This is a genomic window from Ideonella benzenivorans (assembly GCF_020387415.1).
GTDB classification, from domain to species: domain Bacteria; phylum Pseudomonadota; class Gammaproteobacteria; order Burkholderiales; family Burkholderiaceae_C; genus Ideonella; species Ideonella benzenivorans.
Map to the genome: position 1 here is coordinate 369,639 of NZ_JAGWCB010000006.1, position 19,372 is coordinate 389,010.

The 19,372-nt window shown below is 69.9% G+C and carries 19 protein-coding genes and 1 tRNA gene; 13 read left to right on the forward strand and 7 right to left on the reverse strand.

The genetic code is table 11. The features are described from left to right. Positions 1-100 precede the first annotated feature (100 nt). The gene (locus KGA65_RS02555) at positions 101-1,354 is read left to right on the forward strand and encodes a glutamate-5-semialdehyde dehydrogenase (protein ID WP_375142602.1); all 1,254 of its coding nucleotides are present in this window, start codon (positions 101-103) and stop codon (positions 1,352-1,354) included. A 7-nt stretch (positions 1,355-1,361) separates the two neighbouring features. On the opposite strand, the gene KGA65_RS02560 is transcribed toward KGA65_RS02555, so the two are convergent. Further along, the gene (locus tag KGA65_RS02560; RefSeq protein WP_225861569.1) at positions 1,362-2,294 is read right to left on the reverse strand and encodes a LysR family transcriptional regulator; all 933 of its coding nucleotides are present in this window, start codon (positions 2,292-2,294) and stop codon (positions 1,362-1,364) included. 110 nt (positions 2,295-2,404) lie between these two features. Here KGA65_RS02560 and KGA65_RS02565 point away from each other — a divergent pair, with 110 nt between their 5' ends. The 3 genes from KGA65_RS02565 to KGA65_RS02575 are packed head-to-tail and all read left to right on the forward strand — an operon-like array spanning position 2,405 to position 4,873. Continuing rightward, complete coding sequence (locus KGA65_RS02565) at positions 2,405-3,424, forward strand: Rieske 2Fe-2S domain-containing protein (protein WP_225861570.1); 1,020 nt, start codon at positions 2,405-2,407, stop codon at positions 3,422-3,424. A 55-nt stretch (positions 3,425-3,479) separates the two neighbouring features. Next, positions 3,480-4,217, forward strand: a complete 738-nt coding sequence (gene queC / locus KGA65_RS02570; protein ID WP_225861571.1) for a 7-cyano-7-deazaguanine synthase QueC — start codon at positions 3,480-3,482, stop codon at positions 4,215-4,217. Continuing rightward, positions 4,217-4,873, forward strand: a complete 657-nt coding sequence (locus tag KGA65_RS02575) for a LemA family protein (protein WP_225861572.1) — start codon at positions 4,217-4,219, stop codon at positions 4,871-4,873. Before queC ends, KGA65_RS02575 begins: the two co-directional genes overlap by 1 nt. A 15-nt stretch (positions 4,874-4,888) precedes the next feature. Here the strand turns inward: KGA65_RS02575 and KGA65_RS02580 are convergent, their stop codons facing one another. Further along, positions 4,889-5,311 carry a BLUF domain-containing protein gene (locus KGA65_RS02580; protein WP_225861573.1) on the reverse strand — a complete coding sequence of 141 codons (423 nt, stop codon included), beginning with the start codon at positions 5,309-5,311 and terminating at the stop codon, positions 4,889-4,891. 5 nt (positions 5,312-5,316) lie between these two features. Further along, positions 5,317-6,054 (reverse strand): GTP cyclohydrolase I, encoded by a 738-nt coding sequence (gene folE / locus KGA65_RS02585; protein WP_225861574.1) that lies wholly within the window; start codon positions 6,052-6,054, stop codon positions 5,317-5,319. Between the two features lie 90 nt (positions 6,055-6,144). Here folE and rsmB point away from each other — a divergent pair, with 90 nt between their 5' ends. Genes rsmB through KGA65_RS02605 form a run of 4 tightly spaced genes read left to right on the forward strand, consistent with a single transcriptional unit; the run spans position 6,145 to position 11,120 of the window. Further along, positions 6,145-7,500: a 16S rRNA (cytosine(967)-C(5))-methyltransferase RsmB gene (rsmB, locus tag KGA65_RS02590; protein WP_225861575.1), complete on the forward strand. Its 1,356-nt coding sequence runs from the start codon at positions 6,145-6,147 to the stop codon at positions 7,498-7,500. Continuing rightward, positions 7,500-8,099, forward strand: a complete 600-nt coding sequence (locus KGA65_RS02595; protein ID WP_225861576.1) for a DUF4390 domain-containing protein — start codon at positions 7,500-7,502, stop codon at positions 8,097-8,099. The genes rsmB and KGA65_RS02595 overlap by 1 nt, the downstream gene beginning before the upstream one ends. Before the next feature lie 26 nt (positions 8,100-8,125). Next, positions 8,126-10,396: a sensor histidine kinase gene (locus tag KGA65_RS02600; RefSeq protein ID WP_225861577.1), complete on the forward strand. Its 2,271-nt coding sequence runs from the start codon at positions 8,126-8,128 to the stop codon at positions 10,394-10,396. Positions 10,397-10,406: 10 nt separating this feature from the next. After that, positions 10,407-11,120, forward strand: a complete 714-nt coding sequence (locus tag KGA65_RS02605) for a response regulator (RefSeq protein ID WP_225861578.1) — start codon at positions 10,407-10,409, stop codon at positions 11,118-11,120. A gap of 71 nt (positions 11,121-11,191) precedes the next feature. On the opposite strand, the gene KGA65_RS02610 is transcribed toward KGA65_RS02605, so the two are convergent. Continuing rightward, positions 11,192-12,736: a hypothetical protein gene (locus KGA65_RS02610; RefSeq protein WP_225861579.1), complete on the reverse strand. Its 1,545-nt coding sequence runs from the start codon at positions 12,734-12,736 to the stop codon at positions 11,192-11,194. Between the two features lie 229 nt (positions 12,737-12,965). Next, positions 12,966-13,586, reverse strand: a complete 621-nt coding sequence (locus tag KGA65_RS02615) for a hypothetical protein (protein ID WP_225861580.1) — start codon at positions 13,584-13,586, stop codon at positions 12,966-12,968. Between the two features lie 249 nt (positions 13,587-13,835). Here KGA65_RS02615 and KGA65_RS02620 point away from each other — a divergent pair. Continuing rightward, positions 13,836-13,911 (forward strand) — tRNA-Phe (locus tag KGA65_RS02620). Positions 13,912-14,008: 97 nt separating this feature from the next. Here the strand turns inward: KGA65_RS02620 and KGA65_RS02625 are convergent. After that, positions 14,009-15,109: an Acg family FMN-binding oxidoreductase gene (locus KGA65_RS02625; RefSeq protein WP_225861581.1), complete on the reverse strand. Its 1,101-nt coding sequence runs from the start codon at positions 15,107-15,109 to the stop codon at positions 14,009-14,011. A gap of 110 nt (positions 15,110-15,219) precedes the next feature. Here KGA65_RS02625 and KGA65_RS02630 point away from each other — a divergent pair, with 110 nt between their 5' ends. Then, positions 15,220-15,990, forward strand: coding sequence for a YdcF family protein (locus tag KGA65_RS02630; protein WP_225861582.1), 771 nt, complete (start codon positions 15,220-15,222; stop codon positions 15,988-15,990). Between the two features lie 17 nt (positions 15,991-16,007). On the opposite strand, the gene KGA65_RS02635 is transcribed toward KGA65_RS02630, so the two are convergent. Beyond that, on the reverse strand, positions 16,008-16,907 hold the full coding sequence (locus KGA65_RS02635; RefSeq protein ID WP_225861583.1) for a LysR family transcriptional regulator: 900 nt from the start codon (positions 16,905-16,907) through the stop codon (positions 16,008-16,010). A 230-nt stretch (positions 16,908-17,137) separates the two neighbouring features. Between KGA65_RS02635 and KGA65_RS02640 the strand changes: the two genes are divergently transcribed. The 3 genes from KGA65_RS02640 (at position 17,138) to KGA65_RS02650 (ending at position 19,351) form a co-directional block, all read left to right on the forward strand. Then, positions 17,138-17,824 (forward strand): alpha/beta hydrolase, encoded by a 687-nt coding sequence (locus tag KGA65_RS02640; RefSeq protein WP_225861584.1) that lies wholly within the window; start codon positions 17,138-17,140, stop codon positions 17,822-17,824. Between the two features lie 30 nt (positions 17,825-17,854). Continuing rightward, positions 17,855-18,430, forward strand: coding sequence for a hypothetical protein (locus tag KGA65_RS02645; RefSeq protein WP_225861585.1), 576 nt, complete (start codon positions 17,855-17,857; stop codon positions 18,428-18,430). 90 nt (positions 18,431-18,520) lie between these two features. Further along, on the forward strand, positions 18,521-19,351 hold the full coding sequence (locus tag KGA65_RS02650; RefSeq protein WP_225861586.1) for a DODA-type extradiol aromatic ring-opening family dioxygenase: 831 nt from the start codon (positions 18,521-18,523) through the stop codon (positions 19,349-19,351). The last annotated feature ends 21 nt before the right edge of the window (positions 19,352-19,372 follow it).

Sequence of the window (19,372 nt, forward strand, 5' to 3'; positions counted from 1 at the left end):
GGGGCTGAGCGGCGGCTGACCCCGCGGTCAAGAGGGGCGCCGCAGGCCATGGCCGCCGCTGGATAATCAGGCCATGAGCACGCACGACATCCCCGCCTACATGGCCCAGCTGGGGCAGGCCGCCCGCGCGGCCGCCACCGCCATGGCCCGCGCCGGCACGCGCGCCAAGAACGACACGCTGCTGGCGCTGGCGCGCCTGCTGCGCGAGCAGACCAGCGCGCTGCAGACCGACAACGCCCGCGACATCGCCGCCGCAGAGGCTGCCGGCCTGGCCGCGCCGATGGTGGACCGCCTGCGCCTGACGCCCAAGGTCATCGCCACCGTGGCCGAGGGCTGCGAGCAGCTGGCCGCCATGCCCGATCCGATCGGCGAGATCACCGGCGTCAAGCGCCGCCCCACCGGCATCAGCGTGGGCCAGATGCGGGTGCCGCTGGGCGTGTTCGGCATGATCTACGAGAGCCGGCCCAACGTGACCATTGAGGCGGCCTCGCTGGCCATCAAGAGCGGCAACGCCTGCATCCTGCGCGGCGGCTCCGAGGCCATCCACTCCAACCTGGCGCTGTGGAAGCTGGTGCAGCAGGCGCTGACCGAGGCCGGCCTGCCGGCCACCGCGGTGCAGCTGGTGGAGACCACCGACCGCGCCGCCGTCGGCCGCCTGATCGCCATGCCCGAGTACGTGGACGTGATCATCCCGCGCGGTGGCAAGGGCCTGATCGAGCGCATCAGCGCCGAGGCCAAGGTGCCGGTCATCAAGCACCTGGACGGCAACTGCCACACCTACGTGGACGCCGAGGTCGACATCGCCCAGGCCCTGGTGGTGACCGACAACGCCAAGACCCAGAAGTACAGCCCCTGCAACGCCACCGAGTCGCTGCTGGTGCATGCGCAGAGCGCTGTGGCCTTCCTGCCGCGCATCGGCGCCATCTTCGCGGCCAAGGGCGTGGAGATGCGCTGTGACCCGGCGGCCAAGGCCATCCTGTCGGACGTGCCGGGCGCCCGGCTGGCCGATGCGACCGAGGCCGACTGGTCCACCGAGTACCTGGCGCCCATCATCAGCGTCAAGGTCGTGGCCAGCGTGGACGAGGCCATCGCCCACATCAACCGCTACAGCTCGCACCACACCGACGCGATCCTGACCACCAACCATCCGAACGCGATGCGTTTCCTGCGCGAGGTCGATTCGGCCAGCGTGATGGTCAACGCCAGCACCCGCTTCGCCGATGGCTTCGAGTACGGCCTAGGCGCCGAGATCGGCATCAGCACCGACAAGTTCCACGCCCGCGGGCCCGTGGGCCTGGAAGGCCTGACCTCGCTGAAGTGGATCGTGCTGGGCCAGGGCGAGGTGCGCAGCTGAGTCGGGTTCAGGCCCCCCGGCCGGCGTAGACCTGCAGCGTGTCGATGCGCGCGAAGCAGTCGGCCATCACCTCCAGCAGCGCGGCCAGCTTCTTGCCCACCGCCCGCTGCTTGGGGTAGACGCCGTAGACCGGCATTGGCCGCGGGCGCCAGTCCGGCAGCACCGGCACCAGCGCGCCGGTCTCCAGCTCGGGCCGGCAGAAGTAGTCCGGCAGCAGGGCGATGCCGAAGCCGTCCAGCGCGAAGGTTTTCAGCACCCAGGGGTCGTTGGTGGTGGTGGGCTGGCTCAGTGCGACCTCGCAAGACCGTTCGCTGGACATCAGCGACCAGACCGGCACGGCGCCTGGGCCGTCCAGCCAGATGGTGCGGTGCCGGGGCAGCTCGCCCGGGTGGCTGGGCCCGCCATGCTGGCGCAGGTAGCGCGGGCTGGCGAACAGGCCATAGGCCAGCCGGCCCAGGCGCTTGGCCACCAGGTGCGGGTGGCGCGGCAGGTGGGTGCAGACATAGCAGTCCACCCCCTCGGGCAGGTCCTGCAGGCCGTCGCCGGCCAAGTCCAGGTGGCAGGTCACCTGCGGGTGGCGCTCGGCAAAGGCCTTCAGCACCTGGCAGACGAAGGAGGTGCTGAAGTAGTTGCTGGTCAGCACCCGCAGGTCGCCCGACAGGCCCTCGGCCAGGTTCTGCACCGCCACCCGGGCCTGGTCCAGCCCGGCGCCCAGGTCCGCCAGCACCTGGCGGCAGTGCAGCAGGTAGGTCTGCGCGGCCTCGGTGGGCACCATGCGCCGCGGCGTGCGCACGAACAGCGGCATGCCCAGCTCCGCCTCCAGCCGGGCGATCTGCCGGCTCAGCGTGGCCTTGGGCACACCGCTCTCGGCTTCGGCCCGGGTCAGGCTGCCGTGGGTCATCAAGAGCACGAAGTGCTCGACCAGCCGGATGTCGATCATGGGGCCAGTGTTCCACAGATGGAACAGGCCATTGCGCCCAGGCCCTTACATGGGAAACGCTGGCTGGGTACAACCCAGGCTTTGCCGTTCCATCTTCCGAAGGATTTCCGATGACTGCGCCGCTGCGTGACCCCGTGCTGATCAACGACTGGCATCCGGTGGCCATTGCGGCCCAGCTGGCGCCGGGCCAGCAGACGGCCACCCTGCTGCTGGACACCCATGTGCTGGTCTGGCGCAGCCAGGACGGCCGCCTGCACGCCTGGGAAGACCGCTGCCCCCACCGCGGCATGAAGCTGTCGATGGGCACGCTGCAGTCCGACGGCGTGACCTGCCCGTACCACGGCTGGATCTTCGGCGAGGACGGCCAGTGCAAGCACATCCCCGCCATGCCCGAGCTGACGCCCGAGCGCATGACCGGCCGCGTCACCACCTACGCGGTGCAGGAGCGCTACGGCCTGGTCTGGGTCTGCCTGGGGCAGCCGGCGCAGGACGTGCTGCCCTTCCCGGAGTTCGCCGACGAGCGTCTGCGCAAGGTTTGGTGCGGTCCCTATGAGGTGGCGGCCAGCGGGCCGCGCCTGGTCGAGAACTTCCTGGACATGTCGCACTTCGCCTGGGTGCACACCGACATCCTGGGTGAGAAGACCCGCCCGGAGATCCCGGACTACGAGGTGCAGAGCTTCGACGACCCCGTCTACGGCAGTGGCGTGCGGGCGGTGCAGTGCCAGGCCTGGCAGCCGCGCTCGAACCAGCTGTCGGACAGCGGCAGCCTGGTCGAGTACACCTACCGGGTGGTGCGCCCGCTCACCGCCATCCTGACCAAGGTGCCGACGGTGATGGCCGGCTTCCACGAGGCCATCAGCCTGCACCTGCAGCCGATGACCGAGACCCGCACCCGGGCCTGGATCATCCTGGCGATGACCAATTTCGAAAGCAGCGACGACGAGCTGCGCCACTTCCAGGACACCATCTTCCTGCAGGACCAGCCCATCGTGGAGAACCAGAGCCCGCTGCGCCTGCCCCTGGTGCCGGGCATGGAGATGTCGATTCCGGTGGACCGCATGTCGCTGGCCTACCGCCGCTACCTCAAGCAGCTGGGCCTGCGCTACGGCGTGGTGACCGAGGCGGATTGAGCCGGCAGGCGTGCCGGCCAGGCGGCCGCCAGCCTGGCGCGGCACAATCCGTGACATGACTTCGCACGATCCCCTGCCGTCCGTCGACCCGCGCACGGCCCTGGTGCTGTTCTCCGGCGGCCAGGACTCCACCGTCTGCCTGGCCTGGGCCCTGGCGCGCTTCGCCCGGGTCGAGACCCTGGGCTTCGACTACGGCCAGCGCCACAAGATCGAGCTGGACTGTCGCCAGACCGTGCGGCGTGAGTTGGCGGCGCAGTTCCCCGCCTGGGCCGAGCGCCTGGGCGACGACCACCTGCTGGACCTGTCCCTGCTGGGCCAGATCTCCGACACCGCGCTGACCAGCGAGCGGGCCATCGAACTGCAGGCCAATGGTCTGCCCAACACCTTCGTGCCCGGGCGCAACCTGCTGTTCCTGACCTTTGCCGCCACGCTGGCCTACCGGCGCGGTGCCAGCGTGCTGGTGGGCGGCATGTGCGAGACGGACTACTCCGGCTACCCGGACTGCCGCGACAACACGCTGAAGGCCTTGCAGGTGGCGCTCAGCCTGGGCCTGGACAGCCCGATGACGTTGGACACGCCGCTGATGTTCCTGACCAAGGCCCAGACCTGGGCCCTGTCGGACCAGCTGGGCGGCCAGCGCCTGAACGACCTGATCGTCGAGCACACCCACACCTGCTACCTGGGCGACCGCGGCCACCGCCACGCCTGGGGCTATGGCTGTGGTGACTGTCCGTCCTGCCAGCTGCGGGCCCATGGCCACGCGGCCTGGGTGGCGGCGCACGGGGCGGCCTGATGACGCCCGGGGCCGCCGCCAGCGCGGGTGCCGAGACGGGTTCGGCCACCGAGCTGCCGGATCCCTGGCCCTTGCCACCGCCCGACGAGGGCATGACCGGCTTCTGGCAGGCCTGGGCTGGGTCCTTGGTGGAGCTGGCGCTGGTCCTGGTGATCGTCTTCTGGATGGTCGGCGCCTGGGGGCGGCTGTCCCGGCTGCGCACGGGCATCGCCCGGGCCTGGGGCCAGTTGGACGACATCCTGATGCGGCGTTCGGCCGCGCTGGACATGCTGATGGCCGCGGTGCGCGACACCTTGCAGCACGAGTCCGGCAGCCTGCAGGCGCTGGAGCAGGCGGTGGCCCGCCAGCGCGAGACCACGCTGGCGGTGCGCATCCGGCCCCACGCGGCCGAGCCGGTGCAGGCCTGGGTGGTGGCCGAGCGCGAGATGGGTTCGCCGCTGGCCCGTCTGCAGGCCCTGCTGGAACAGCATCCCGAGCTGGAAGACCGCGAGGATGCCCAGCGCGCGCTGCAGCAGCTGGTGGACCTCAACGGGCGGGTCGGCTTTGGCCGCCAGGCCTACAACCAGGCCGCGCAGGCCTACAACGATGCGCTGGGCGAATTCCCGACCCAGCTGCTGGTGCCGCTGTTCCGGCTGCGGCCGGCCGCCACCATGTGAGGCCGGCCCGCGGCCTCAGCTCTGGATGATGGCCGCGGTGGCCAGCATCTCGTCGAACAGGGCGGCCATGGCCTCGCCGGGCAGCGCGTACGGATCCAGCGTCGCCGTCTCGGAGTACTTCAGCACCAGCGCCGGGTTCAGCCGGGCCAGGTTGACCTGGCCCATCGACCAGCCGGCAAAGCGGCGCTCGGCCACTTCCGTGTAGCTCAGCAGCACCACGTCGGTGTGGCGCGGATCGGCAGCAATGCGCTGGTAGAGCCGGTTGACCGCCATGCGACCGCCTTCGAGCACCTGCACGAACACGCCGTTGGCATGGCACAGCGCGCCGGTGATGCCCTGGGCCGGGTTGGCCGAGCGCGACTGGTGCAAAAGAGCCTGCAGCGCCTCGGGCGACTGCGGATTCACGGCGCGGCTGGCGTACATCAGGCGGACAAGCATCGCACTCACCCCTTCTTGGGCAGCAGGGACAGGAATTCGCGCCGCAGGTTCGGGTCCTTCAGGAAGGCCCCCCGCATCACGCTGTTGGTCATCGCCGAATCATTGTCCTTCACACCGCGCCAATGCATGCAGAAGTGGTCGGCCTCCATCACGATGGCCAGGCCGTCGGGCTTGACCCGTTCCTGCAGCGTGTCGGCCAGCATGATCACCGCTTCTTCCTGGATCTGCGGCCGGCTCATGATCCAGTCGGCGATGCGCGCGTACTTGGACAGGCCGATCAGGTTGGAGTGCTCGTTGGGCAGCACGCCGATCCACAGCTTGCCGACGATGGGGCAGAGGTGGTGCGAACAGGCGCTGCGCACCGTGATCGGGCCGACGATCATCAGCTCGTTCAGGCGCGAGACATTGGGGAACTCGGTCACGTCCGGCATCGGGCGGAAGCGGCCGCGGAACACCTCGTCCACGTACATCTTGGCCACCCGCTTGGCGGTCTCATGCGTGTTGTGGTCGCTGTCGGTGTCGATCACCAGGGCCTTGAGCACCTCGGCCATCTTGGCCGCCACCTCGGCCTTGAGCTCGTCGAGCTCGCCGGCCTGCACGAAGTCGGCGATGTTGTCATTGGCATGGTGGCGCCGTCCCGCCTGCACCAGGCGGTAGCGGATGCGTTCCGACGCCGGCCGTGCGGCCAGCTCGTCTGGCGACAGCGTGGCCGGTGCCGCCTGGGCCGATCGTGAATGGGACATGCCGGGATCCTTGCCTCGGGTCGGGAAAGTCGTCCATTGTCGGACAGGGGCCAAGCACCTTGCCAGCCTGGGGTGGTTAGACTGCCGGCCGTGACCGATGCTGCAGTTCCCCATCCGGCCGGGCCCTCGCTGGCCCGCCTGCTGACCCTCACCGCCCGCGCGGTGCAGGCCGTGCGGTCCGGCCGCTCGCTGACCGACGTGCTGGCCGGCGTGCCGGGGCCGGTGCGCCCCGGGGTTCAGGCCCTGTCGTTCGCGGTGCTGCGCCGCCTGGGGGCGGCCGAGGTGCTGCGGGCCCAGCTGGCGCCGCGCCGCCCGCCGCCGGTCGTGGAGGGGCTGCTGCTGTGTGCCTTGGCCCTGCTGTGGCCCGACGAGGCACCGGCCTACCCCGACCACACCCTGGTGGACCAGGCCGTGACCGCCGTGCGCAAGGCCGCGCCCGCCTCCGCGGGCTTCGTCAACGCGGTGTTGCGCCGCTTCCTGCGCGAGCGCGAGGCCCAGGTCGCCCAGGCCCGCCAGCGCCCCGAGGCCCGCTGGAACCACCCGGCCTGGTGGGTCGACCGGGTGCGCGCGGACTGGCCCGAGCACTGGCAGACCGTGCTGGAGCAGGCCCGGCGGCGTCCGCCGATGGCCTTGCGCGTGAATGCCCGCCGCAGCAGCGTGCCGGACTACCTGGCCCGGCTGGCCCAGGCCGGGCTGTCCGGCCAGCCCGTGGCCGGCCCGGGCTGGGAGCACGCCATCGTGCTCGACGCGCCGGTGCCGGTGGACCGCCTGCCCGGCTTTGCCGAGGGCCTGGTGTCGGTGCAGGACCTGGCGGCCCAGCGCGCCGCGCCCCTGCTGGTCGGCACCGGCCTGCCCGCCGGGGCCCGGGTGCTGGACGCCTGCGCCGCCCCCGGTGGCAAGACCGCCCATCTGCTCGAACTGGCCGACCTGGACCTGCTGGCGCTGGATGCCGACCCGACACGCCTGGCCCGGGTCGACGAGGGTCTGCGGCGCCTGGGCCTGCAGGCCCGCACCCGCGCCGCCGATGCCCGTGCCGTGGCAAGCTGGTGGGATGGCCAGCCCTTCGACGCCATCCTGCTGGACGCGCCGTGCTCGGCCTCGGGCATCGTGCGGCGCCACCCCGACATCGCCTGGCTGCGCCGGCCCGAGGACATCGACAGCCTGGTCCGCACCCAGGCGGGGCTGCTGGACGCGCTGTGGCCGCTGCTGAAGCCGGGCGGGCGGCTGGTCTACGCCACCTGTTCGATCTTCAAGGCCGAAGGGGCGCAGCAGATCGACGCATTTTTGCAACGCCATGGCCTGTCGCCGGCGCATGTCTCGGCCCAGTCACCGGGGCATTTGCTGCCGCTGCCGGACAATGGGTCTTCTGCGTCCGCCGCCGGCCCCGTGGCCCCAGCGGACGGTTTTTTCTACGCGCTGCTCTGTTCGCCCCCTGATCCATCGTGATGGCCCTGTCCTGGCTCCCGCGTTCCGATGCCTGCCGTTCCTGGCGGCAGAGGGGGGTGTGGCGGCTGTGGGCCTGGCTGGTCCTGGCGCTGGGGCTGCTGGCCGGGGTGCCGGCGCAGGCCCAGGGCATTGAGCTGCCGTCGCTGGCCGTCAGCCGGGCCGACGGCGGGCTGAACCTGGACTTCGAGGTCCGCCTGGCGCTGGGCCGCACCGTGGAAGACGCGCTGCGCCGCGGCGTGCCGCTCTACTTCACCGCCGAGGCCAGGGTCTACCGGCCGCGCTGGTACTGGCGTGACGACCGCGTGGCCAGTGCCACCCGCACCTGGCGCGTCTCCTATCAACCGCTCACCTCGTCCTGGCGGGTCAGCCTGGGCGCGTTCAGCCAGTCCTTCGCTTCGGTGGCGGGGGCGCTGGGGGCGGTGTCGCGGGCCAGTTCCTGGCACATTGCCGATGCCGACCAGATCGACCCTGGCGAGCACTATTACGTTGATTTCAGCTACCGCCTGGACAACAGCCTGCTGCCACGGCCGCTGCAACTGGACCTGACGATGCAGTCGGACTGGCGGCTGTCGGTCGAGCGCACGATTCGGCTCGACTGAGCCAGCGGCCGGGAACACACACCCTCATGAAACGCTCCACGCTGTGGGCCTGGGTCATCGGCCTGCTGGTGGTGGCCGGCATCGGCCTGGTGCTGACCTTCGTGCTCTCGCTGGTGGGTCAGCGGGCGCTGGGCTACGAGCAGCAGTTCGTCTGGCTGTTCTGGGTCAACGTGGGGGTGGCGGCGCTGCTGGTGGCGGTGCTGCTGGCGGCGGCGGTGCGCCTGGGGGTGCGGCTGCGCCAACGCAAGTTCGGCAGCAAGCTGCTGTTCAAACTGGCCGGCATCTTCGCCCTGGTGGGCGTGCTGCCCGGGGCCCTGATTTACACGGTGAGCTACCAGTTCGTCTCGCGCAGCGTCGAGGCCTGGTTCGACACTGGCGTGGAGCGGGCGCTGGACGCCGGCCTGGCCCTGGGCAAGGGCACGCTGGAAGCCCTGTCGGCCGACCTGGTGGCCAAGACCCGCAATGCGGCCGACCGCCTGGCCGAGTCCGCCGATCCCGAGGTGCTGACGCTCGAGCGGTTGCGCGAGCAGCTGGGCGCACGCCAGGTGGCCCTGGTGTCGTCGGCGGGACAGGTGCTGTCCACCGCCAGCACCAGCACCTCGCTGGGCCTGGACCGGCCGCCCAGCGCCTTGCTGCGTCAGGCCAAGCTGCAGCAGTCGGCCAGCCAGATCGAAGGGCTGGAGGACGACGTGGCCAGTGCCGAAGCGGCGCCCCAGGCCCAGCTGCGGGCGCTGGCCCGGCTGCCCGACACCCATTTCAGCCTGGCCCAGCGCGAGGACCGCTACCTGATGGTGGTGCAGCCCCTGCCCAGGGCGCTGACCAGCAATGCCCTGATCGTGCAGGCGGCCTACCGTGAATACCAGCAGCGCCACATCTCGCGCGACGGGTTGCGGCGCATGTACATCGGCACGCTGACGCTGTCGATGGTGCTCTCGGTGCTGGGCGCGGTGGTGCTGGCCGTGCTGCTGGGCAACCAGCTGGCCCGACCGCTGCTGCTACTGGCCGAGGGCATGCGCCAGGTGGCCGCGGGCGACCTGGGGGCCAAGCCGGTGTTCACCTCGCGCGATGAGATCGGCGAGCTCACCCGCAGCTTTGCCGACATGACCGAGCAGTTGGGCAGCGCGCGGTCCCAGGCCGAACGCAGCATGCGTCAGCTCGACGGCGCCCGGGCCCGGCTGCAGACCATGCTGGACAGCATGACCGCGGGCGTGATCATGTTCGACCGCGCGCAGGCCATCGACACGGTCAACCCCGGGGCCACGCGCATCCTGCGGGTGCCGCTGTCGGCCTACATCGGCCGCCCGCTGGGCGAGGTGCCGGGCCTGGCCGACTTCGCCACCGCCATCTGGCAGCGCTTCGATCAGCTGGAGAACAGCCCCGAAACCGGCGAGCGCGACCATTGGCAGGAGTCGTTCGAGCTGCCGGGGGCCGACAGTGCCGTGACCCTGCTGGTGCGGGGGGCCATGCTGCCGGGGCAGGCGCGGCTGGTGGTGTTCGACGACATCACCGAGCTGGTCTCCGCGCAGCGCACCGAGGCCTGGGGGGAGGTAGCCCGCCGCCTGGCGCACGAGATCAAGAACCCGCTCACGCCCATCCAGCTCTCGGCCGAGCGGCTGCAGTTCAAGCTCTCGTCCAAGCTGGAGGGCGCGGACCGGGCCATGCTGGAGCGTTCGGTGGCCACCATCGTCGCCCAGGTGCAGGCCATGAAGCAGCTGGTCAACGAGTTCCGCGACTATGCCCGCCTGCCGGCAGCCAAGCTGCTGCCCACCGACCTGAACGCGCTGGTGGCCGAGGTGCTGGCCCTCTACGGCGACCAGCAGGAGAAGGGGCGCCTGGTCGCGCGCTGTGCCGAGCCCCTGCCGCTGGTGCAGGGCGATGCGACCCAGCTGCGCCAGGTCATCCACAACCTGGTGCAGAACGCGCTGGACGCCGTGGAGGCGCAGGAACACGCGCGGGTGCTGCTGGAAACCGAGGTCGTCCGATACGAGGACAGTCGCGCGCCGACCGTGCGTCTGAAAGTGTCGGACAATGGCCCCGGGTTCAGCGAGAAGCTGCTCAAGCGGGCCTTTGAACCTTATGTCACCACCAAAAGCAAAGGCACCGGCCTGGGGCTGGCGGTGGTGAAGAAAATCGCGGACGAACACGGAGCCCGCGTACGCATCGTCAACCTTTCCTCTGAAGCCGGGGAGGCTGGCGCGGCGGGCGGGGCTCAGGTTTCGCTATCATTTTCGGGCATCACTGAACAGAAGGATCCTGCAGGACCTCCCACGGCCAACCCACCCGGGACAGGGACCTGACGCGACCTCCATGGCAACGATACTTGTAGTCGACGACGAGATGGGCATCCGTGCCCTGCTCTCGGAAATCCTGACCGACGAAGGGCACACCATCGAGCTGGCCGAGAACGCCGCACAGGCGCGTGCGGCCCGGGAGCGCATGCGGCCCGATCTGGTGCTGCTCGACATCTGGATGCCCGATGTGGATGGCATCACCCTGCTCAAGGAGTGGGGGGCCACCGGCCAGCTCAACATGCCGGTGGTGATGATGAGCGGCCACGGCACCATCGACACCGCGGTCGAGGCCACCAAGTTCGGGGCCATGGCCTTTCTGGAAAAGCCCATCACGCTGCAGAAGCTGTTGCGGGCGGTGGAGCAGGGCCTGGCCCGCGCCGTGCCCAAGGCGCCGGCGGCACCGGGGGCGGCGGCCGTGTCCGGCAACGGTGTCTACCGCTCTGAACCCGGCCTGACCGTGGAGGCCGCGATGACCGGCGGCATGGGCCTGCCCGTGCCGATGCCCGTGGAGTTGGGGCCGCAGTCCGAGCAGAGCTTTGACCTGGACCGCCCGCTGCGCGAAGCGCGCGATGCCTTCGAGAAGAGCTACTTCGAGTTCCACCTCGCCCGAGAGAACGGCAGCATGACCCGGGTGGCCGAGAAGACCGGGCTGGAGCGCACCCACCTGTACCGCAAGCTCAAGCAGCTGGGGGTCGATCTTTCGCGCAACAAGCGCGGCTCTCTGGCCTGAGCGGCTGACCCCCACCATGAGAAACGCCCGGCTTGCCGGGCGTTGTCATGTGGGGCGGTGTCAGCCGCGCATCACTTGGTGCGGGTCACGTACACCCCCGCCCAGGCTTCGCCCGTCACCGTGTCCAGCATGCTGGCCGTGATGGCCAGCCACGGGCCACGCAGGGCCTCCCGCTCCAGACCGATCGAGGACACCACCGCCCCCGCCGGTGCCGCCGGGTCGATCAGTCGGGCGGCCGTGGTTGTGTCCACCAGCGTGCTGATGCTGCTGGTCTTGGACGGCACCGTGGTCAGGTAAAGCCCGTCCACCGTGCCACTCGCCAGATGGCCCTTGAAGGCGACCTGGGCCTTGCCGCCCGACTTGTGGGCGGTGGACACGAAGGCGGCGGAGCGCCAGCGGGGCGGTTCCGGATCCTCCGCGTCGGCATCGCCCTTGCCGGGCGGCTTGCCCGAGAAGGTCCAGTACAGGAAGTCCTGGTAGGTCGCGCCGGTCTTGGCCGCGGCGTACAGCTGGCGCGACTGCGTGTCCATCACGAAGAAGCCTTGGTGAACCGGTACCTGGGTGGCATAGCCGTCCGGATAGGTGGCTTGGCAATAGGCCACCACGTCGGCTTGGCCATCGGTGGGGCAGGTCAGCAGGATGTCGCGCATCTCGTTGCCCCAGGCACCCCAGAAGCCCACGAACCGGCCATCGTAGGACAGGGCCTCGCCGATCTGCCGGAAGGTGGTGCCCGCCACCTCGCCGGGCACCGCGTCGCTCAGCATCACCAGGGATTCCAGCGCCGGGCGGGACGCCAGCGGGGCCCGGTAGATGCCGCCCAGGCTTGGGCTGGCTTCGTTGTCAAGGCCGAGGAAGACCACATCCTCCGCGCTGGCCGATGGCGGCGCGGTCGAGCCAAAGGTCACGCCGCCTTCCACCTGACCGGGAATCAGCATGGTGCTGTCGGCCACCACGCGCGTCTTGGCGTTGGTGGCGCTGTCAGCGATCTTGCGGAAGTAAATGCCGGTCCTCGAGGTGCCAGAGGTGTAGTTGCCCTTGAAGACGATCTTGTCGCCACCCACCGCCGGCGCACCGGGGAACTGGTCGAACCGGGTGCCGGCGGGCGCGCCGGGCACGCTGTATTGGTTCATGCCGGGCGCGGCGCCCAACTGGGTTTCCGCGGCCTTGGCCGTGCCCTTGTGCTTCACATAGACGCCGCTGGTGCCAGCCTTGGTGTCCGCGCCGTTGGCATCGGTGTAGGTCCACACCGGGTTGGACTGACCCCGCGTGACGATGGTGGCACTGTCCTTACCGATGCGCGGGAAGGCGGGGAATTCGGTCAGGCTGGCCAGCTTCCCGTCATACGAGGTGTTGTTGGGGCCGGGCACGGTGCTCGAGACATCGAACACCAGCTGGAGGGCCTGCCCGCCCTGGCTCATGTCACGGGCATAGATGCCCTTGGCCGGTTGCCCATCCTGACCCTTGCTGCGCCCACGCAGCACCACCAGCCCATTGGTGTTCACAGACGGCTGGTTGAAGCTGTTGAATGTCTTGCTGCTGCCCGGCATGACGTCGGCGCTGTTGGCCACGGTCGACCAACTCAGCGGGGCTGCACCGGCAGCACTGCAACCCAGCATCAGGATGGCAGCACAGATCGGAGACCATGCCTTCTGTGAATCAAAACGCTGAGAAACCTTGGGGCTTCCTGTCGTGGCGTGCGGCTGAGACATTCCAAACTCCTCCTTCTCGCAATCACCGGATCAAGTACCTCTACCTGTATCCGTTTGCGATGTTCATTCTTGGCCTCCACGCACCAGCGCACTTGATGCGCGTCAAGTGAGTGGAGGCTGCCAGGGTTAGTCCCTATTAAGGCTGGCTTTGCCGCTCCTGGAGGCGGTCCTGCTCCTGCCACTGCGTCTGCAGTTTCACCTGCAGCTTTTCCAGGTCCCGCAACTGCGTCTGCAACCGGGTCTGCAGGTGTTCCTGGTCTCGAAGCTGGTCCAGGGTGCGCTGTTGCAGCCGCTCCTGTTCCCGCAACTGATCGCGCTGTTGCGTGGTCAGTTGGCTTTGGGTGCGCACCTGCGCGCGCGTGGCTTGCAGCATCTGTTCTTGCTGGTGCAACTGGGTGCGTGTCTGCGTCAGCGCTTCTTCCTGCTGGCGCAGTTGCGTGCGCGTCTGTACCAGCAGTTGCTCCTGCGTGCGCAGTTGCTCGCGCGTCTGCGTGCGCATCTGCTCCTGGCTCATGGTCTGGGTCTGTTGGCGTGCCGTGGTGGCCTGCGTCGAAGGAGACCCTGGTCCCATCCCGCTGCCTCCGCCAGCGCCACCGCTGCCCCCACCACTACCGCCCCCACCGCCACCACCGCCGCCACCGCCGCCACCGCCGCCACCGCCACCAGGACCTGCCCAGGCCATCGGCGACAGTGCACTGGCTCCTCCGATACACAACGCGGTCACCAGCAGCAGACGCTTGAAGTTCGTGTGTTTCATGGCTTGTTCCTCGTTTCCTCTTCCGTTGGAATGGGCCCCCGGCGGCGCCGCGTTCCTGCTCGGGGTGGCGCGGCAGAACGCCCGAAGCGGAGGACAGGACTTCACATCCTTGACCCTCCTGCGATTGAGCATGAAGGCATTGGTGGGAAATATCCAGTGTGGATCGCGGCGGCTCTTGGGCTTGCACAAGGTTCCACGGCGCGGCAGTTGCAGGCTCCGCCGAAACACTGCTATACTGCGCAGCTTCCCGGCCTGGTAGCTCAGTTGGTAGAGCAGCGGATTGAAAATCCGCGTGTCGGTGGTTCGATTCCGCCCCAGGCCACCAAACACCTGTCTTGCGTGTCCTGCGCGAGGCGCCTCAAAAGCCCGGCCTGTCCGGGCTTTTTTGCGTCTGCGCGGTGCTCGGTGGCCCGGTCTTCTTGTCAGACCAGCACCGCCGACACCGGCCGGCGCAGCGAGCGGGGCAGGGCCGGGCCGCGGCCGAAGCGCACCACCAGGTCGGGCCTGAGCGGCCCCAGGCCCAGCGCCGTGGCGAACCGGGGGCGCAGCGCGGCCACTTCCACGGGCTGGTTGAGCATGGCGTTGCGCACGCCCAGGGCGGTGGCCTGCAGGGCGAAGCGCTGGTAGGCGCGGCCCACGGCCACCCAGTGGGCGGCATCGGCCTGTTCGGCCACGAACACGGCCACACCGGCGGCACTGCGCACCTGCTGGGCATAGCGGTCGGCTTCTGCACCCGGGGTGAAGAAGAGATCGAACAGCAGCCGCCCCAGCCAGGCCGGCGCCGTGGGGTTGCCCGAGGCCGCGGTGTACAGCCCGTCGCCCAGGCGCACGGCATCGGCCGCGTTGAAACGCAGCCACTGCTTGAGCTCCCGCACGAAGGCCGGGTCACGGATCTGCGTGGTGTTGCCCTCGACGACGAAGGACAGGATGCGCTCCAGCGTCGCGCGTTCGGTGAACAGATGGCACTGCACACCGGGGCCCGCTGCCGCGGCGGCCAGCTGTCTCAGTTCGGTGGTCGCCAGCGGACGTCCGTCGAAGTCACCGCGCGTGCATTGGCGTGCCGGGATGGCGGTGTAGAGGGCACCGGCTTGCGGCGTGCCGCGGGTCAGTGTCACCCGCACGGCCGCAGGCGTGGGCTCGAAGTGGGCCTCGGCCTGCAGCCCATGTGCGCCGGCCGCCTGCACCAGGTTCTCGGTGGCGCAGCCCAGCGACACGAACAGATGGTGATCGTCCGGGTCCACCGCCGGGCAGCGGCGGCTGAAATCCGGCAGCACGGTGATGGTGTGCGGCGCGATGGCGAAGCGCCAGCACTGGGTGTTGTGGCTGCTGGGCGCCAGGGTGGCGCAACGCACCAGTTCCAGGCTCAGGGCCCGCCCCTCCAGCCCGCGCAAGGTGCCAGTGCGCCAGATCTGCTGCACGGCCGCGTCGTAGTCGTCCTCGCCCGGGTTCCAGGCCGCGGCCGTGGCGGGCCCGCCTGCCAGCCAGGCCAGGGGAATTGCATGGTTCAGTTGACGGCGGTTCATGGGAACTCCCTGGAAGACTGCCGGCGAGCTTGCCGCCGTGGCGGGGCGCTGTCTTTGATCCGCCGCAGGCGGGCCAGGCGTCGACTGACCCAGGTGGGCAGAATGGGCGCATGCTCTTTGCCCTCTCCAAGCTCCTGTCGGCCATCACCCAGCCCCTGTGCTGGCTGGGGCTGTGGTGGATCATCGCTCTGTGGCTGCTGAAGCGCCACCGTCGGGCGGCGCTGTCCATGCTGTGGGGCGGGCTGGGTGGGCTGGTGCTGCTGGGGGTGCAGGCGGGACCGGATGCGCTGCTGCGTTCGCTGGAGGACCGCTACCCGGTTCCTCCCGATGCCCGCATCGGTCAGCACGCGGGGGTGATCGTGCTGGGCGGTGCCTTCGATCACCCGGCCAGCTTCGTCACCCATGGCCAGGTGCCGCTCAATGACGCGGCCGAGCGCATGACCGTGCCCCTGCCCTGGCTGCGCCAGCACCCGGCGATGACCTTGGTGTTCACCGGCGGGGAAGGGCGACTGGTGGGGGTGACCGGCGTGTCGGAGGCCGAGCTGGCCCGCCGCTTCTATGCCGAGCAGGGGCTGGACATGGCCCACGTGGTGCTGGAGAGCCGTTCGCGCTCCACGCGCGAGAACGCCCAGCGCGTGGCCGCGCTGCTGGGGCCGCGCTGCCGCGAGCAGCGCTGGCTGCTGGTGACCTCGGCCTGGCACATGCCGCGCGCGGTGGCCGAGTTCCAGACGGTGGGCTGCCAGGTCACGCCCTATCCGGTGGACTTCCGCACCGGGGCCGACACGCCCTGGACCGAGTATTCGCTGACCGAGAGCCTGCATCGTTGGCAGTTGGCCCTGCACGAATGGATCGGCCTGGCCGCCTATCGGCTCACGCGCTGAGCCTGTTGCTCAGACCATCACCAGCGCGCATCCTGGCCGGTGAACTGTTCGACCAGGAAGTCGATCAGCACCCGCACCTTGGCCGACACATGCTTGCGGCTGGGGTAGACGGCGTGGATGCCGATCTCGTGCGCGCAGTAGCTGGGCATCAGTTCCACCAGCGAGCCCGAGGCCAAGGCCGGCGCCACCAGGAAAGTGGGCTGCAGGATCACGCCCTGGTCGGCCAGGGCGGCGGCCAGGCAGGTCTCGCCGTTGTTGGTGTGCATCCAGGGCCGGGTGCGCACGCTCACCGGCCCCTGCGGCCCGGTGAAGTGCCACTCGTCCTTGGTGGCGAAGTAGCTGTAGGCGATGACCTGGTGCTGCGTCAGCTCGGCCGGGTGCTGTGGCGTGCCGTGGGCGGCCAGGTAGGCCGGTGAGGCGCACAGGGCCAGGCGCGTGGTGGCCAGTTGCCGGCTGACCAGCGAGGAGTTCTCCATCGCCGCGATGCGGATGGCCAGGTCATAGCCTTCCTCCACCAGGTCCACCAGCCGGTCGGCCAGCGTCACCTCCAGCGTGACCTGCGGGTGCAGGGCGCGAAAGCGCCCCCACAGCGGCGCCAGGTGCAGGATGCCGAAGGTGAAGGGCGCGTTGATGCGCAACAGGCCGCAGGCGGCCTCGCGGTTGGAGGTGACTTCAGTCTCGGCATCGACCAGCTCGGCCAGCAGCTCCTTGCTGCGGGCATAGAACACCTGGCCCTCGGGCGTCAGCGAGACACGCCGGGTCGTGCGGTGCAAGAGCCGGATGCCCAGCCGGTTCTCCAGCTCCACCACATGGCGCGATACCGCGGCCTTGGACAGGTTCAGCGTCTCGGCCGCGGCGACGAAGCTGCCTGCCTCGACCACGGTGTTGAAGCTCTGCATTTCCAGAAAGCGGTCCACTGTCTCGCATCTCGTGACAATCAATCAATCGAATCGGAGTTTATCGGCGAAGCTCGAATCAATACAGTGAACGCCATGCACTGAACCCCAAGGAATGGACATGAAAGTCACCGTGATCGGCGCCGGCCACGCGGGCCGATTTCGGCCAGGGCCGTCACGCCACCATCGCCCCGATCTGGATCCACCGCGCCTGAGGGCGTCGCGCAGACTGAGCTGCTGAAAGCCGAATGATGAGTTCCCTGATGCCTTCCCCGGGGCCGGTCGAGATCGATCCGGTGTCGGGCCTGAGTTTTCGCCTGCTGCAGCCGGCCCCTGCGGCGCCCCGCCGACTGCTGGTGCTGTTGCACGGCGTGGGCGGCCACGAGCAGTCGGTGGCCGGCCTGGCCCATGGCGTGCCGGATGACACGCTGGTGGCCCTGGTGCGCGGCCCGCTGGCGCTGGGGCCGCAGCAGTTCGCCTGGTTCCAGGTGGCCTTCACGGCGCAGGGCCCGCGCATCGTGCCGGAGCAGGCCGAGCACAGCCGCCGGGCGCTGATCGCCCTGATCGCCGAGCTGCAGCACGTGCATGGCGTGGCGCCGGCGCACACGGTGGTGGCCGGTTTCAGCCAGGGCGGCATCATGAGTGCCAGTGTGGCCCTGTCGGCACCGGCCACGGTGGCGGGCTTCGGCCTGCTGTCCGGGCGTATCCTGCCGGAGCTGGAACCCCATCTGGCTCCGCCGGCGGCCCTGGCCGGCCTGCGTGGCTTTGTCGGCCATGGCGAGTACGACAGCAAGCTGCCGGTGGACTGGGCGCACCGGGCCCACCAGTGGCTGGACGCGCTCGGCGTGCCCCATGTGCTGAAGCTCTACCCGATCGACCATGGCATCAGCGCCGAGATGCAGGGCGACTTTCTGGCTTGGTGGCAGGCCCTCGCCTGAGGCGCCGGCCGTTCAACGAGGCATCCGATCATGGCCACCAGCGATGACGCACTGAGTTCGGCCCGCCGCGCGGCGGAGGCCAGCTACGCCAGGGCGCGGGCCGCATGCCCTGCAGCACCCGCCTGGCTGGCCTTGCACCTGGGCGACGAGGCCGCCGCGCTGGCGCTGGGCACCGCGGTCCGGCCGGCGCAGGTGATCGCCGTGGACCTGGGCCTGGCGACGTTGGCGCGGCGCTTTTTCACGTCCGACCGGCCGGGCGAGGCCGCCATCGAGATGGCCATCGCCGAGGTCGAGGACGTGATCATGCCGCTGCGTGCGGCCCTGCCGGCCGAGGCGCTGCTGGTCAGCACCGATGCCGCGGTGGCCGAGGTGGCCGTCCAGGCCGGCCTCGCCCTGGACGCCGGGCCTGTCACGCTGGACCGCGAGACGGTGGAAGCCTTGTTCAACCGCTGGGCGGCGCTGGCCCTGGGCCGGCCCACCAGCCAGGATGCGCTGCCTGTCGCTGGCCGTTTTGCGGCCACGCTGTTGGTGTTGCGCGAATGGTTGCACCACCTGCCGCAGGCCACCCTCACCGTGGCCCGGCCACAGACCCTGACCCAGGATTGACATGGACATCGGCGGCCAAGCCCGTGTCCCGCTGGCGTTGGGCGCCCCCCTTTCCTCTACCCCTTTCTCGCCTGTTTCCGGAGTCGAACCATGAGCACCGAGCACACCGTCACCACCTCGCCGGGCCGCCTGCCCACCGTGTACATCCCGCACGGCGGCGGCCCCTGCTTCTTCATGGACTGGAACCCACCGCATGCCTGGGACAAGACCGCGGCCTACCTGCGCGGCATCGTCGACGGCCTGCCGCAGCGGCCCCGCGCCATCGTGATGGTCTCGGCCCACTGGCTGGAGGGCGACTTCGCCGTCACCGGCGGCGCCCAGCCTGAGCTGATCTACGACTACTACGGCTTCCCGCCGCACACCTACGAACTGAAGTACCCGGCCCCGGGCGAGCCGGCCCTGGCCGAGCGCATCACCGCGCTGCTGGGGCAGGCCGGCCTGCCCTCGCACATCGACGCACGGCGCGGCTTCGACCACGGCATGTTCGTCCCGCTGCTGCTGATGGTGCCGCAGGCCGACATCCCGGTGGTGCAGCTCTCGCTGAACGTGTCGCTGGACCCGGGCGCCCACCTGGCGCTGGGCCGCGCGCTGCAGCCGCTGCGCGACGAGGGCGTGCTGATCGTGGGCAGTGGCATGAGCTTTCACAACATGCGGGGCTACGGCGACCCGCGCTTCGGCCCGGTGTCCGACACCTTCGATGCCTGGCTGACCGAGGCCGTGCAGGCCCCGGCCGCCGAGCGCGATGCCGCGCTGACCACCTGGGCCGATGCGCCAATGGCCCGCTGGTGCCACCCGCCGCGCGCCGAGGAGCACCTGCTGCCGCTGATGGTGGTGGCCGGCGCCGCGGGAGAGGACCGGGGCCAGAAGACCTTCTCCGATCGGGTGATGGAGACCACGCTGTCGGCCTTCAGCTTCGGGTAAGGTAGGGGCGCACCGCAGGCC

What these genes read in the sequence shown, in the direction of transcription:
- folE (WP_225861574.1), bottom strand. Translation starts at nt 6,054, where the DNA reads ATGTCCCATTCACGATCGGCCCAGGCGGCACCGGCCACGCTGTCGCCA.
- queC (WP_225861571.1), top strand. Translation starts at nt 3,480, where the DNA reads ATGACTTCGCACGATCCCCTGCCGTCCGTCGACCCGCGCACGGCCCTG.
- KGA65_RS02600 (WP_225861577.1), top strand. Translation starts at nt 8,126, where the DNA reads ATGAAACGCTCCACGCTGTGGGCCTGGGTCATCGGCCTGCTGGTGGTG.
- KGA65_RS02555 (WP_375142602.1), top strand. Translation starts at nt 101, where the DNA reads ATGGCCCAGCTGGGGCAGGCCGCCCGCGCGGCCGCCACCGCCATGGCC.
- KGA65_RS02650 (WP_225861586.1), top strand. Translation starts at nt 18,521, where the DNA reads ATGAGCACCGAGCACACCGTCACCACCTCGCCGGGCCGCCTGCCCACC.
- KGA65_RS02630 (WP_225861582.1), top strand. Translation starts at nt 15,220, where the DNA reads ATGCTCTTTGCCCTCTCCAAGCTCCTGTCGGCCATCACCCAGCCCCTG.
- KGA65_RS02645 (WP_225861585.1), top strand. Translation starts at nt 17,855, where the DNA reads ATGGCCACCAGCGATGACGCACTGAGTTCGGCCCGCCGCGCGGCGGAG.
- KGA65_RS02595 (WP_225861576.1), top strand. Translation starts at nt 7,500, where the DNA reads ATGGCCCTGTCCTGGCTCCCGCGTTCCGATGCCTGCCGTTCCTGGCGG.
- KGA65_RS02605 (WP_225861578.1), top strand. Translation starts at nt 10,407, where the DNA reads ATGGCAACGATACTTGTAGTCGACGACGAGATGGGCATCCGTGCCCTG.
- KGA65_RS02625 (WP_225861581.1), bottom strand. Translation starts at nt 15,109, where the DNA reads ATGAACCGCCGTCAACTGAACCATGCAATTCCCCTGGCCTGGCTGGCA.
- KGA65_RS02565 (WP_225861570.1), top strand. Translation starts at nt 2,405, where the DNA reads ATGACTGCGCCGCTGCGTGACCCCGTGCTGATCAACGACTGGCATCCG.
- KGA65_RS02640 (WP_225861584.1), top strand. Translation starts at nt 17,138, where the DNA reads ATGAGTTCCCTGATGCCTTCCCCGGGGCCGGTCGAGATCGATCCGGTG.
- KGA65_RS02580 (WP_225861573.1), bottom strand. Translation starts at nt 5,311, where the DNA reads ATGCTTGTCCGCCTGATGTACGCCAGCCGCGCCGTGAATCCGCAGTCG.
- KGA65_RS02575 (WP_225861572.1), top strand. Translation starts at nt 4,217, where the DNA reads ATGACGCCCGGGGCCGCCGCCAGCGCGGGTGCCGAGACGGGTTCGGCC.
- KGA65_RS02560 (WP_225861569.1), bottom strand. Translation starts at nt 2,294, where the DNA reads ATGATCGACATCCGGCTGGTCGAGCACTTCGTGCTCTTGATGACCCAC.
- KGA65_RS02615 (WP_225861580.1), bottom strand. Translation starts at nt 13,586, where the DNA reads ATGAAACACACGAACTTCAAGCGTCTGCTGCTGGTGACCGCGTTGTGT.
- KGA65_RS02610 (WP_225861579.1), bottom strand. Translation starts at nt 12,736, where the DNA reads ATGCTGGGTTGCAGTGCTGCCGGTGCAGCCCCGCTGAGTTGGTCGACC.